The 13,493-nt window shown below is 62.5% G+C and carries 13 protein-coding genes; 8 read left to right on the top strand and 5 right to left on the bottom strand.

Translation table 11 applies throughout. The annotated features are described in order from the left end of the window. Positions 1-104: 104 nt before the first annotated feature. Both QNI87_RS10510 and QNI87_RS10505 read left to right on the top strand, forming a co-directional pair. Entirely contained in the window at positions 105-1,712 is a 1,608-nt protein-coding gene (locus QNI87_RS10510) for an AMP-binding protein (RefSeq protein ID WP_300596223.1), read from the top strand. Positions 1,713-1,766: 54 nt separating this feature from the next. After that, entirely contained in the window at positions 1,767-2,234 is a 468-nt protein-coding gene (locus QNI87_RS10505; RefSeq protein WP_300596221.1) for a hypothetical protein, read from the top strand. A gap of 52 nt (positions 2,235-2,286) precedes the next feature. Here QNI87_RS10505 and QNI87_RS10500 read toward each other — a convergent pair whose 3' ends face one another. Beyond that, complete coding sequence (locus tag QNI87_RS10500; RefSeq protein WP_300596219.1) at positions 2,287-3,165, bottom strand: MBL fold metallo-hydrolase; 879 nt, start codon at positions 3,163-3,165, stop codon at positions 2,287-2,289. A gap of 95 nt (positions 3,166-3,260) precedes the next feature. On the opposite strand from QNI87_RS10500, the gene glpK reads away from it, so the two are divergent. Next, on the top strand, positions 3,261-4,745 hold the full coding sequence (glpK, locus tag QNI87_RS10495; RefSeq protein WP_300596217.1) for a glycerol kinase GlpK: 1,485 nt from the start codon (positions 3,261-3,263) through the stop codon (positions 4,743-4,745). Between the two features lie 9 nt (positions 4,746-4,754). Here glpK and QNI87_RS10490 read toward each other — a convergent pair whose 3' ends face one another. Continuing rightward, positions 4,755-5,225, bottom strand: coding sequence for a DUF1465 family protein (locus QNI87_RS10490; protein WP_300596215.1), 471 nt, complete (start codon positions 5,223-5,225; stop codon positions 4,755-4,757). 140 nt (positions 5,226-5,365) lie between these two features. Beyond that, entirely contained in the window at positions 5,366-5,575 is a 210-nt protein-coding gene (locus QNI87_RS10485; RefSeq protein WP_300596213.1) for a DUF465 domain-containing protein, read from the bottom strand. A gap of 254 nt (positions 5,576-5,829) precedes the next feature. On the opposite strand from QNI87_RS10485, the gene QNI87_RS10480 reads away from it, so the two are divergent. The 5 genes from QNI87_RS10480 to tilS all read left to right on the top strand — a co-directional run bounded on the left by QNI87_RS10480 (position 5,830) and on the right by tilS (position 11,708). After that, positions 5,830-6,021, top strand: coding sequence for a YdcH family protein (locus tag QNI87_RS10480; RefSeq protein ID WP_300596211.1), 192 nt, complete (start codon positions 5,830-5,832; stop codon positions 6,019-6,021). Between the two features lie 124 nt (positions 6,022-6,145). Next, positions 6,146-8,431, top strand: a complete 2,286-nt coding sequence (ptsP, locus tag QNI87_RS10475) for a phosphoenolpyruvate--protein phosphotransferase (RefSeq protein WP_300596209.1) — start codon at positions 6,146-6,148, stop codon at positions 8,429-8,431. 185 nt (positions 8,432-8,616) lie between these two features. Next, positions 8,617-9,477 carry a RodZ domain-containing protein gene (locus QNI87_RS10470; RefSeq protein WP_300596207.1) on the top strand — a complete coding sequence of 287 codons (861 nt, stop codon included), beginning with the start codon at positions 8,617-8,619 and terminating at the stop codon, positions 9,475-9,477. Between the two features lie 140 nt (positions 9,478-9,617). Then, positions 9,618-10,652, top strand: a complete 1,035-nt coding sequence (locus tag QNI87_RS10465; protein WP_366146182.1) for a tetratricopeptide repeat protein — start codon at positions 9,618-9,620, stop codon at positions 10,650-10,652. Positions 10,653-10,676: 24 nt separating this feature from the next. Beyond that, a complete protein-coding gene (gene tilS, locus QNI87_RS10460; protein ID WP_300596205.1) occupies positions 10,677-11,708 on the top strand; it encodes a tRNA lysidine(34) synthetase TilS in 1,032 nt (343 codons plus the stop codon). Between the two features lie 35 nt (positions 11,709-11,743). Here the strand turns inward: tilS and QNI87_RS10455 are convergent, their stop codons facing one another. Both QNI87_RS10455 and QNI87_RS10450 read right to left on the bottom strand, forming a co-directional pair. Then, positions 11,744-12,556, bottom strand: a complete 813-nt coding sequence (locus QNI87_RS10455) for a L,D-transpeptidase family protein (RefSeq protein ID WP_300596203.1) — start codon at positions 12,554-12,556, stop codon at positions 11,744-11,746. 85 nt (positions 12,557-12,641) lie between these two features. Then, on the bottom strand, positions 12,642-13,481 hold the full coding sequence (locus QNI87_RS10450; protein ID WP_366146181.1) for a transglutaminase family protein: 840 nt from the start codon (positions 13,479-13,481) through the stop codon (positions 12,642-12,644). Between the last annotated feature and the right edge of the window lie 12 nt (positions 13,482-13,493).

Here is a 13,493-nt window from a genome sequence, read left to right as displayed (position 1 = left end):
CTCGATCCCTCGAATAACTTTGTTACGCTCAGTATAGGAATTGTTGCCGCAATTTCGAGCGGTTTTCTGTGCGACTGTGCTACATCACAAGCGGGGAGAGGACCATGTACGACGTCAAACTGACCGAAGCCCATTTTCCAGCGCAGCCCGACAGCACCTATCGCGAGCGTACCGTTGAGGAGGTGCTGCGCGAGCAGGTCGCGATCCGCCCGGATGCAAAAGCGCTGCGTGAGTTGCTGGCGGATGGCACGGTGGGCCGCGAATGGACTTTCGCCCAGCTTCTTGCTGACGCCGAACGCTGCGGGCGCGCGTTGGCGGCGCGGCATCCGGTCGGCACCCGGATCGCGATCATGGGCGGCAATTGCCCGGAATGGGTGCTTGTTGAACTGGGAGCAGCTCTGGCCGGGCTGGTGCTGGTAACTGTCAATCCCAGCTTCCTACCGCGTGAGGTGCGCTATGTACTCGAACAATCGAATTCAAGCGCCGTTTACTATCAGCCCTTTGTGCGCGGCACGCCGCTGCGCCCGGTTGTGGACGAGGCTGCGGCTGGATTGCCGGCGTCTGACTTCATCATTGATATAGAGGATCCCGGAGAGCTGCTTGCAGGCGAGGGCGACGGCGAACTGCGACAGACCAATCCACTCGATATCTGTATGATCCAGTATACGTCGGGCACGACCGGGTTCCCCAAAGGCGTGCTGCTTCATCAACATGGCCTCATCCAGAGCAATGAGGACCTCTTCGTGCGCTGGGGCATCACGGCTGGAAAGACGGTGACCGGGCCGTTCCCGCTGTTCCACACGGCAGGCAGTGCGGTTTGCGTGCTGGGCTGCCTTGCCCAGGGGGCAACTTTGCTGCTGGTCACGCTCTTTGATCCGATTGCCGTGGCTAAGGCGATCGAGCGCGAAAAGCCCGAGATCTTGGGCGGAGTACCGACGATGCACTTTGCCATCATGGAAGCCGCCGCGGCGACCGGCACCGATGTCTCAAGCGTTGAGACGGTGGTAAGCGGCGGGGCCATGGTGCCAGCTGCGCTCAACGCAAAGGCGAAGCAAGTGTACGGCGTGCCGATCCTGATCGTTTATGGCCAGACCGAAACATCACCTGCAATCACCGCCTCATGGCCCACTGACACAGGCAGCGATTTGATCGAGACAATCGGGCAGCCCTGCAGCCACATGGATGTCTCAATCCGCTCGCCAAGTGACAACACCGTGTGCGCTCTGGATGAGCAGGGCGAGATTTGCATGCGCGGCTTCAACATGATGGCTGGCTATAACGACAACCCGAAGGCGACCGCGGAGACAATTGACGAAGAAGGCTGGCTGCATACGGGCGATCTCGGGAGCATGGATGCGCGCGGCTATGTGAAGATCACCGGCCGAGTGAAGGAGATGATCATTCGCGGCGGCGAAAACCTGTTTCCTGCCGAGATCGAAGCCGCGCTGCTCGAACACCCCGCAATCGCGGAGGTCGCAGTGGCGGGCGTCCCGGACGAGAAATGGGGCGAGATCGTCGCCGCTTTCTTGAGGATTGTCGATGGGTTTGAGCACCCTAGCGATGATGACCTGAAAGGCTTTATCCGCGAGCGCCTGTCACCGCAAAAGACGCCGGCGCACTGGGTCTGGGTTAAGGAATTTCCGCTCACCGGATCGGGCAAAATCCAGAAGTTCCAGCTGGCGGAAGACTTTGCGAAGGGCGAGTTGGGCTGAAGTCGGTTTCCGATCTCAGTTGCGGTGATCGACTGTCTGGGTAATGGAGTTCCGATGAGAGTACTATTCTACTCTGTTGCACTGATTAGCGGAGCAGCGTGTTCGCAGCAGCAAGCCCCGGAACATGAGTTGGTTATGCGAGCTATTGAGACTGCGGTGGAGTTGCCCAATGGCGCGCGGGCGTTCGGCGAATACTCGCGCAACTATGCATTGCGACCTGATGGCAAGGTGGTCGCAGTCTATGTCATGCCATGGCCGATGAAGGCTCGCGATAGTGACTATGGTTGCGAAGTGATTCTTAAAGACTTGGGGTCACGACCATGCACGGACGCCGAGAAAGCAGAATTCGCAGTCCAAGAGAACGCGAATGCAGACCTATTCGGACGGGCAAATCAGTCGCGCTGGTTTGATAACTACCGTGATCTACCGATGATCTTGGACGGCGGTTGCGATCTGGTCACGATCATATTCGATCCTAAATCCCAGCAGATTGAGAGCATGCAGTGCAACGGAGAAGCCTGACGGCAGCTCACCGCCCCAAAATTCGCACAAACTCTAATCGGCGTCATCACCGTTAGCGCGCCCGCCAGACCTCGCCTTTCAGCGCCGCCATACCGCGCCGCTCAAGGTCTATGAGATGCGCTGTTACGCTCATCTCGGCCGCCGGGATGAGGCGCGGGTCGAGGCCTTTGTACATGTCAGGAATGAACTCAGCCACGGGCCTTGCGCGCTCGCCCATCAGGCGCAAAATCTGGTTCTCGCGCTGGCGGCGGTGACCTATCATGCCGCGCACCAATTGCCTTGGTTTGGTGATCGCGGCGCCATGGGCGGAGTGGTAGACCACATCGTCGCGCGCCTGAAGTTTCTCAAGGCTCGCCATGTAATCGCCCATGTCACCATCGGGCGGGATTACAACGCTGGTGGACCAGCCCATGACGTGATCGCCGGTGAACAACGCGGCGCTCTCTTCCAGCGCAAAGCACAGGTGATTGGACGTGTGACCCGGTGTCGCCACCGCGGTGAGCGTCCAGCCCGTCCCTCGCATTTGTTCGCCGTCTTCGAGGACGCGGTCGGGATCATAGGTCGTATCAAACGCCTCGTCGGAGCGGGGCAAGTTACTCTTCAAGACCAGTGGCGCGCAGCCGATGATCGAAGCGCCCGTCGTCGCGGCTAGCGGCGCGGCGGCAGGCGAATGGTCGCGGTGGGTGTGCGTGCACATGATCGCGGTGACGGCGCGCTCACCAACAGCGGCCAGGATGGCTTCGATATGGTCAGGATCGTTCGGGCCGGGGTCGATAACCGCGCAGTCGGGGCCGCCCTTGCTGCCCACCACATAGGTCTGCGTGCCGGTGTAAGTGTAGGGCGAGGGATTAGGCGCCAACACTCGCGCGATCAGCAGGTCGAGCTGTTCACAGGCCCCTGTCGGCCACGGTTTCGGAGGTAATCCAGCCATGGGTTTGCATATGGAGGGAGTGATGGCAGAAGTCACGTCAAACGGGAGGGCGGGCGTATTGTCGCGCTCAAGCAGCGAAGCGGTAACCGACGGATATGTCTGACTACATCCTTGTCCTCGACGAAGGCACCACATCGACCCGCGCCATGCTCTTTGCCAGAGACGGCGTGTTAGTCGCGAACGCGCAGAAGGAGCTCGATCAGCACTATCCGCAAGCCGGATGGGTCGAGCACGACGCGGCCGAGATCTGGGACAAGACGCGCCAATGCGCGCTCGAAGTGATCCCCAAGGCGGGCGGCGCGGCGATGATCGCCGGGATCGGAATCACCAACCAGCGCGAAACCGTAGTCGCCTGGGATACCGCGACCGGCGAGCCGCTGACGCGCGCGATCGTCTGGCAGGATCGGCGCACCGAGCCATTATGCGCCGAGCTGCGCGAAGCCGGCGAGGAATCGGAGGTCCAAGCCAAGACCGGGCTTCTCCTGGACCCCTATTTCTCGGGCACCAAGATGCGCTGGATGCTCGACAACGTGGCCGAAGTGAAGGCGGCTGCCGAGGCTGACACACTCGCTTTCGGCACAATCGAAAGCTGGCTTGTTTACAAATTGACGGGTGGGCGGAAGGAAGGCAGCGTCCATATCACCGACGCCAGCAACGCCAGCCGCACACTCCTGATGGGACTGGAAGACGCGCAATTCAGCCCGGATCTGTGCGACCTGTTCGGTGTACCGGTCTCTGCGCTGCCGACGGTCACGGACATGTCGGGCGCGCTCGCGGTGACCGACGCTTCCCTGTTTGGGCGCGAGATACCCATCACCGGGCTCGTCGGGGACCAGCAGGCGGCGACGATCGGGCAGGCCTGCCTTGAGCCGGGCGAGACCAAGGCAACCTATGGTACCGGCGCGTTTGTCCTTACCAACCAAGGCGCCAAGCCGCCCAGTTCGCGGAACCGACTGCTGGGCACCGTTCTCACTCAGATCGCCGGTAAGCGCACCTACGCGATTGAAGGCTCCGTTTTTGTTGCGGGCAGTCTGGTTCAGTGGCTGCGCGATTCGCTTGGCATTGTCGAGGTTGCCTCGCAGACCGAGGAACTCGCGCGCTCGATCCCTTCGAGCGGAGGGGTCACAATTGTACCCGCTCTCGCAGGCCTCGGTGCGCCGCATTGGCGGGCGGACGCGCGCGGCGTGATCAGCGGATTGAGCTTTGCAAGCGGGAAGGCTGAGCTCGCGCGCGCAGCGCTGGAGGCAATGGCGCATCAAACCCATGACCTTGCTGAAGCCTTCGCCGCCGATGGCACGCGCTGGGAGACGCTGCGCATTGATGGTGGAATGGCGGCCAACACATGGATGGCGCAGGACCTGGCAGACATGCTCGGTGTCCCTGTGGAGCGCCCCGGTTTTGTCGAGACCACAGCCCTTGGCGCTGCCATGCTCGCGGCCGTAGGCGCCGGACTGTATGACAACCTTGCGAGCGCAGCGGTCGCCATGCAGGGACAGCTCAAACGATTCGAACCCGCAATGGACGCGGATACCCGCGCTGAACGCCTAAAGCGTTGGAAGGCCGCGCTGAAGGCCGCGTAGCTGTTGGGTTCAACCGCCCAACTCGCGCCCGATCCGTTCCTGGAACGCGCGCGCAGGCGAATTACCCAGTTCAAACCGTTCACGCCACGCGTTGTCTAGCCGCGCAATCCGGCGGTGCAGCCGCTCGGTTTCCGCGATGAGTTCGCGGGTCTCGGGTTCCAGCCGCTCGATCTGCTCCGCGTCGGCGCTGCGGTCTGCGGGCAAGGCGCCATGTTGACGCACCTGATTCTCGCTCAGCTCACCGGAGAAGTAGGCGCGCTGATTCAAGAGCCACGCCAATACGTGCATCATCCGGGTGGTAGTCTTCAGCCCTTCTGTCGAGAGCGCCAGTCGTGCCATTGCGTCCTCATGACGCGCCACGCTCGGCTCTGACGGTGTTGCGCCATGCGCAAACACAGAGCGCACTTCGTCGGCAAGGACGAGCGCCTCGGTGTATAGCGCCTCAATAATGGGCTTAGAGAGCGAGCTTGTGCGAGTCATGATTGATCGAGGATTTCGACTCTATTTGTAGGGCACGCGGGCGCGATTCTCCAGCGCGCTATGGTTACTATCCCGTTGATTTTGCGAAATCGTACCCGCTTGGGACAATTCGGGTGCGTATAGGCAACCCGGCTTACGCGTCAGGCGATAATGTCGGGCAGCAGCGTGTCCTCGATAATGGCGATCTGATCCTTTAGGCGAAGCTTGCGCTTCTTCAGCCGGGCGATCTGGAGCTGGTCGGTAAAGCCTTTTTCCTGCCCCGCCTCGCTCAGCGCCACAATGGCCGCGTCGAGGTCGCGATGCTCGGAACGCAGCAATTCCAGCCGTTTTTGAAGCTCGGCTTCATTCATGGCGCTCGCCTGCCTTGTTCAGTGTCCTGGCTCTCGTGGGTTTTTTCGTGTCGGATCATGCGCCGGCGTCTCTACCGGATTTTCGGTCGGATGGCAGCTTCAATTCAGCCCTGCTCTCGCACCGGTGGATGCACTAGGGGATTCTCACGCTTTGCAAGTGGGAGCGATGTGTGTTTGATATTTCCCAGCGACTGGGTTGCGATGCGCCGAGTCGCTTCACGGGGGCGGCCCCCCGATTGCATAGGAGAACGAATATGGCTCTATCGGAAACCGGTTCACCTTTGGCTACAGGAACCGCGTCTCACGTCCATGCACTCCAGTCCAAACACGCCGGTCTTGACGCGAAGCTCCGCGAAGAACTGGCCCGGCCTTCGCCCGATGCGGCAACAGTCCAATACCTCAAGAAACGAAAACTCGCGCTCAAGGAAGAGATTGCACGCCACTAGGCGTTTCAATCCCTCTCGGCGTTTTTTGGTGGCGCAGCGCCCGATCGCCTACGCCCGGTGCGCCTTGATCCCAAGCCCGGCTGCTTTGATTTTTGGCCACGATCCGCGTAGGCCCTGATCTCTCATGAGCGCAGCCGCTTCAGCCCGTCAGATCCTCACCCGCTTGCACGAGGTGATGGCCTCGCGCCTACACGCGCAGGCGAAGTTAGATCGCGTCGTCGAGATCATTGGCGAGAGCCTGACCAGCGAGGTGTGTTCAATATACCTTCTGCGCCAGGGGATGCTGGAGCTCTTCGCAACGCGCGGTCTCAACAAGACGGCCGTCCACGTCACGCGCATGGCAGTCGGCGAGGGGCTGACCGGCACCATCGCCGACAACGTAGAGACGCTGAACCTCGCCGAAGCGCGCGCGCATCCCGACTTCCGATATCGCGAGGAGACGGGCGAGGAGAAATTCCACTCTTTCGCCGGCGTGCCCATCGTCTACCGCGAACGCGCAGTGGGCGTTCTGTGCGTTCAGCATGTCGAGCCGCGCCGCTACGAAGACGTCGAGATCGAAGCGTTGCAGACTACCGCGATGGTTCTCTCCGAGCTTATCACCAACGCTGAGCTGGTCGATGAGGAGGAGGCGCGCGGACTGACCGGCGAGCGGACGGGGCCGCAGACGGTCACCGGTCTCACGCTCGTCAAAGGGCTGGGTGCGGGGCAAGCGGTCTATCACCAGCCGCGCGTGCAGATCACCCAGACGGTTGCTGAAGATATCGAGGCCGAGCGTCAGCGGGTTTACCGCGCCTTCGACAAGATGCGCGAGCAGATCGACGCCCTGGCGGGGCAGGCCGAATTTGGCGGCAAGGGCGGAGAGCACGAAGAGGTGCTCGAGACCTACAAGATGTTCGCCTACGACGAAGGCTGGTCGCGGCGCATCAACGAAGCCATCGATTCCGGCCTCACCGCCGAGGCGGCGATTGAGCGCGTGCAACAGCACACACGCATGCGCATGCGCGAGATAGACGATCCGCTGCTTCAGGACCGGATGCACGATTTGGAGGATCTGGCGAATCGGCTACTGCGGATTGTCTCGGGCCAGCTGGGCACGGCGGCGCAGCAGGGGCTGCCCAAGGATACGATCCTGATCGCGCGCAATCTGGGGCCGGCGGAGCTGCTCGAATACGACAAGCGGCGTTTGAAAGGCGTGATCCTTGAAGAAGGTTCGCTGACAGCGCATGTTGTGATTGTCGCGCGCGCCATGGGGGTGCCGGTGCTGGGCCGCGCCAACCATGGCAAGGGCGGCCTTCGCGGGACGGTACGCGAAGGCGACGAGATCCTTCTTGACGCTGGCGCCGGGATCGCCACCGTGCGCCCGAGTGTTCAGGTCGCCGACGCCTTCGCCGCGCGCTTCGCCAAGTCGCGCGAGCGCCAGGCCGCTTACGCTGAGCTGCGCGATGTCGAACCCTTCACCCGCGACGGCACCCGAATTCAGGTGATGATGAACGCCGGGCTGCGCGACGATATGAGCGCGCTCGCCATGACGGGCGCCGACGGCGTGGGCCTCTTTCGCACCGAATTTCAATTTCTCGTTTCCGCCACGCTCCCTCAGCGTGAGCGCCAGACACGGCTCTATCGCGATGTGCTGGAGGCGGCGAGCGACAAGCCGGTGATCTTCCGCACGGTCGATATCGGCGGGGACAAGTCGGTTCCTTATCTCTCATCTGCGGTTGCCGACGCGGACGAGAACCCGGCGATGGGTTGGCGCGCGCTGCGGCTAGGGCTCGACCGCGAAGGGCTCATGAAGGCGCAGGCGCGCGCGCTCCTTGAGGCAGCGGGAGGGCGATCGCTTTACGTCATGTTCCCGATGGTATCCGAACCGTGGGAATTCGACGCGGCCAAGGCGGTGTTTGATGAGCAACTCGCTTTCCTTCGTCGAAAAAAGAAGGTGAGCCCGGAGGCGATCCACTTCGGTGCAATGCTCGAGGTGCCCGCTCTCGCCGAAGTGCTCGACGTGCTGCTGCCCAAGCTGAGCTTTCTCTCAGTCGGCACCAACGATCTCACCCAATTCCTGTTCGCCGCCGACCGCGCCAACCCCAGACTGGCGCAGCGTTACGATTGGCTCAGCCCTTCGATCATCCGCTTCCTGAGCCGGGTGGTGCAAGGATCGGTCGGTAGCGGTGTTGATCTAGGCGTGTGCGGCGAGATGGGCGGACGTCGGCTTGAAGCGCTTGCGCTTCTGGGTATTGGTTTCCGGCGGCTTTCCATCACGCCCGCGGCGGTGGGCCCGATCAAGGAATTGGTGCGCCGGGTGGACCTGACCGAACTGAGCGCGGCGATGAGCGCCTGGCTCAGCGATCCGGGGACGGATTTACGGGCGTCGTTGGTGGCATGGGCTGAACAGCGTCACATTGATGTCGACTGATCCTTCCGCAAGTTCGACGCAAATGGTCTCTCAAACTTGTCGATCTATCGCAAAAGCGCCCAAGATGTTGCGCAAGCTCAAGTGAATCCTTGACTTTATTTCGCCTCGCCGATTGGGTGCGGAAAAAGCAAAAGCGTCTCGAAGCCTCTCATCTTGTTGAGCGACGCTTTATGCTAGGCAGGGTCATGGAAAAAAGTCAGGACAGTATCGAGACCGAAGAGGGTCAAGGCGCCGGTCACGAAGCCGAAGGTATCGGCCTGCCCGCCACCGCTGGCGCGACCTTGCGCGCCGGGCGCGAGGGGCTCGGCCTATCGCTCGATGCTCTTTCGGCGCACACCCGCATTCCGGTCCGCCATCTGCAAACGATTGAAGCGGGGCATTTTGATGAACTGCCCTCGCGCGCCTACGCGCTGGGATTTGCGCGCACCTACGCTCGCGCGGTCGGTGTTGACGAAAACGGGGTCGTCGATCTTGTGCGTGAGGAGATGGAGCTTGCCGGGCCGCGCAATTCCGCGATGGGGCAAGGCATGGAGCCGGGCGATCCGGCGAAGTTACCTTCAAATGGTCTCGCCTGGTTTGGGGGGGGCGCGGCCCTCATCCTGACGCTAGGCGTGATTTCGTTTGCGAGCACCTATTATCAGGCGGGCGTGGGGCCCGAATCTCTGCTCGTGCAGCAAGAGGCCGAGAGGGAGGCCGAGGCGCTTGCGGCTGCCAGCGCTGCGGCTCAGAAACCATTCGACGCCCAGACCGCGCCTCCGCCCGAGGGCCAAGTGATTTTCACCGCGCTTGAGGACGGGGTTTGGGTGCGGTTTTACGAAGAGGGTGGCGAGCGTCTTTTCGAAGCGCAGATGGCCAGCGGAGACACGTTCGAATTGCCGCGCGAGGCGACCGAGCCGCGAATTAACACGGGGCGGCCTGATGCCTTTGCAATCACGGTTGGCGGCCTTGAAGTGCCAAAGCTAGCCGATGAACCGGTTACCATGGGTGGTACACCTATATCGGCCGCCGCTCTTTTGGCGCGCGACGCCGCCGCTCCGACCAGCTAGTTCGCGCTTTCCCACCATTTTCGTCGGGGTTCGGTCTCGACTTGCGCGCGCGGCCTCGTCACAGGTTTTAGCCATGTTCAGGCGTCGGCGTGCACATCCCCAAGGCTCGCCATCGCCGCAAGGACAACAGAAGGTGACTGATGATGCCCAAAGCTCTCGCCCGTAGTTCTTTCCCCAAAGTCGCGCTCTCGGCGTTCCTTCTCGCGCCAGCACTCGTAGTGGCCGCTCCCATCCCTGCACAGGCGCAGGATGAGGTGTCCGAAGCGCGCCTGCGCAAGATTGAAGCGGAAATCCGCGCGCTCCAGCGCAACGTCTTTCCGGGTGGGGATGAGCGTTACTTCGAGCCTGAAATAACTTCGGTCGATCCCAATGTCACTAGAGCCACCGGCCCCTCCACCACGGCGGTGACCGATATCCTCGCGCGGCTCGACGCGATCGAGCAACAATTGACGCAGCTTACGGCGATCACCGAGGAGAACGCCAACGCCATCAGTTTGCTGGCGACGCGCATCGCGGCCATTGAGGCGGGTGGCGCTCCCCAAATTGGGGCAGCCGACGCCGCATCCAGCCCGCTTGAGACCACGACGACCGTCGCGCAAGACGCGGTCGAGGACGCGGCAGAGGCGGCAGAAGAACCGCGTGCCATGACGTCGAATCTCGCCGCTATGGGCGCAGGCCCCAGCGTAGGATTAACCGAAGAGGCCGAAACAACACCGCAGCCTCAAGGGCCGACGCCCGAGCGCCTTGCTGCGGTGCAAGAGATCGCCAAGCCTCAAACCAGCGACGCGGCCGATGATGAATACTCCTATGGCTTTCGCCTCTGGGACGCGGGCTTCTATCCCGAAGCGCGCCAGCAGCTATCAAGCTTTCTTGACAGCTATCCCGATCACTGGCGCGCGACCTATGGTCGCAACCTGCTGGGCCGCGCCTATCTAGACGACGGCAAACCCGAAGACGCCGCGCGCTGGTTCCTCAAAAACTACCAGACCGATCGCACCGCCGCGCGCGCGCCCGACAGCCTGTTGTTCTTGGCGGACAGCATGATCGCGCTCGACGACACCCGCCGCGCCTGCATCGCGCTCGCCGAATTTGCCGAGACCTATCCTGCAGTGGCAACGGGTCGCCTGCTTGAGCGGTACCAGGCCAGCCGGCGCAAGGTGACCTGCGAAAGCTAGCCGGTGCGATCGGCGGGCAGGGCCATGGATAGCGCCGCAATTTCCTCGCCCCCTGATGCCGCGCAGATCGCGCGCTTTTCCCAGACGTTGGAGCGGCTATGGCCGCTTGAAGGCCGCGAGGGCACGGCCAAGCTGGGTCTCGCTGTGTCGGGTGGTCCGGATTCGCTTGCGCTGCTCTTGCTAGCCGCCACTGCGATGCCGGGTGAGATCGCTGTCGCCAGTGTCAATCACGGCCTTCGTCCCGAGGCGGCGGGCGAAGTCGCGCTGGTCCAGCGTGCATGCGAGGCGCTCGACGTCCCGTTTACCCCGCTCAGCGTTGACGTGAAGGGCGGCAATCTCCAGGCGCGGGCGCGCGAAGCGCGTTACGCGGCATTGGCGACCTGGCTGCGCGACGAGCGGATGGGCGCGCTCGCCACGGCGCACCACGCCGACGACCAGGCGGAAACGCTTCTGATGCGGCTGGCGCGTGGGAGCGGTCTGTCCGGGCTTGCCGGAGTACGCGCGGCGCATCAGTTCGAGCCTGACGATGGTGGGGAGCCGTTTACGCTCCTTCGTCCGCTGCTTGATTGGCGCAAGACGGAACTGGAGGACATCGTGCGCGCTAGCGGTCTGGCGCCCGCGCGCGATCCCTCAAACAAGGAAAACCGCTTTGACCGGGTGCGCGTGCGCGAGCACCTGGCTGCGCATGATTGGCTTGACCCTCAGGCGCTTGCGGCCAGTGCTCAGCATCTTGCCGAGGCTTGGCGGGCGATCGAATGGTACGCGCAGATCGACTGGGAAGAGATGGTGAGCCGCGAGGATAACTCCCTGACCGTGCGCTACAACGCCAACGCGCCGCGCATCATCCAGATCGAAACTGTCCGGCGGATCGTGAGCGAGTTGGGCGGCGTGGTCTCGCGCGCGGAAGCAGGCCGTGCGGCCGACCGCTTGTGGCGAGGGAAGAATGCTTCGCTTGGTGGCGTGCTGGCCGTGCCGACGGTGGAGCGCATCGCAAGGGTCGGGGTAGACATGCGCGTGTGGCGGTTTTCGCCAGAGCCGCCGCGGCGCCCGCATTAGTCGTTCTGGAACGCGTAGCTCCGCAGGTCCCCAACCTATGACAAACGATCGCCAAGCGCCAGCGTCTGGCCGCGGGTAATGATCACATGGTCGCCGCGGCGCGCGGCGGCAAACAGCTTCTCGGCGAATTCATCAGGCACCCCGATGCACCCATGGCTGGCGTAGCCGTTGATCACCGGCGAGCCGTGGATGGCAATGCCGTTCCAGGTCAACCGAAGCGTCCAAGGCATGGGTGCGTTATTGTATTTCTCGGAGATGTTGTCCTTTTCCTTGGTCAGGATCGGGAAACGGCCGAGCGGCGTCGGGTGCTTTTTTGTGCCGAGCAAGGCGACGGCGGTGCCGATTTCGTGTCCATCGCGAAAAGCGCTGATGACCCGCGCATCAAGATCGACGGTCACGACCAGTTTGCCCTTTGCGGGCGCGTTGCTTTCGTCCCAGTACCAGTCGCCATAGCGAAACGGGCCTTCGGGGATGGTGAGGATGCTCTTGAGCGTGAACGCTTCCGCGCTCGCGTGCGTCCGCAGGGCTGCAGGGTCTGGCACTGGTTCTGGATCTGGTTCTGGCTGGGGCTCAGGCCGGAGATCAGGCTCTTGCAGGGGTTGCGCCAAGAGACGAGGTACCACTTCCACAGCCGGTGTCGGTCGTTCAAATGCGCCGTTAGCCGACTTGGGTAACCCAGTGGTCGGATCGATCGTTTCCAGAGCGGTGTCGGCCTCTTGCGCAATCCGATCCGCCTCGCTCGCTACACCGTCCGCCGGGGTGGATTGCGCGGCCAGTGTGGACGCGCCGCCAAGCGAAGCGAGCCCGAGCGCTACAGCGAACCGAATGTTGGAGCCAATCCGAGTCATGGCGTGTTATATGCCCGGTTAACGCGGTGATAACCAGACTCTTACCCGTCGGCGTCCCTGGCAGGGACGAGTTCTTGGCGTTCGATTAAACGACCGCCGCCTTTGACGCTTGCGGTTCGCTGGGCTGACTGTGAACCGCGACCTCCACCTTGCTTTCGAGAAACTGCATCGGTCCAAAGCTGGTGAGGAAGGACACATCTCCCGCATCGCGTCCCACGCCGATAATCGCGGTTTGTCCCGGATCGGCCATTCCGGTGGCGTCGATGATACGCCAGCCCGCATTTCCATTTTCGTCAGCTAGAAAGACCTGCGCGACCGCGTGGAAGTCCTGCGGAGCCACTCCCGGCGCGTAGCACGCTGCGTAGCGCGCGGGGATGGCTGAGGCGCGCGCCAGTGTAACAAAGAGATGCGCGAAATCGCGGCAGACGCCTGCACCGGCGTGAAAGGTGTCGGTGGCGCTCGTTTCCGGCCCGCTTGCACCCGGCGTATAGGCGATATTGTCCGCTACCCAGTCGCGGATTGCGAGAACACGCGCGCCGGCGCCTTCGATCGGCAAGAAGCACTCGCCGGCAAAATCGGCAAACTGAGCGGCTGGGCAATACTGCGATCCCATAAGATACGGAACCACGTAGTCCGGCAAATCGGGCAAAGTGGCGCCGCGCAGCGAGTCCATCGTATCCAGCGCGCGGCCAAACTCTACTAGCGCCTCGTAGCGCACCTCGACACGGCCTTGCGCGTTGATCCAGATGCGTTCTCCCACGCCATCTTGCGCCGCCACGCGCGAAATTAGCGCGCCGTCGGGTAGCGATGTGGACGACGACACGATCCGCTGATCAGCGAGCGGCGCGGCTTCGAACTGCAGCAGAGCGTCGGCGGCCTCATCGAGCTGAAAAGCGAAGGTAACGGTCAGATCGATTGCCATCATCACAACAACGCG

Origin of the sequence: Erythrobacter sp., assembly GCF_030066995.1 — a bacterium.
Taxonomy (GTDB): domain Bacteria; phylum Pseudomonadota; class Alphaproteobacteria; order Sphingomonadales; family Sphingomonadaceae; genus Erythrobacter.
The sequence above is the reverse complement of the archived record's forward strand: the minus strand, read 5'-3'. Positions and strand labels throughout refer to the sequence as shown.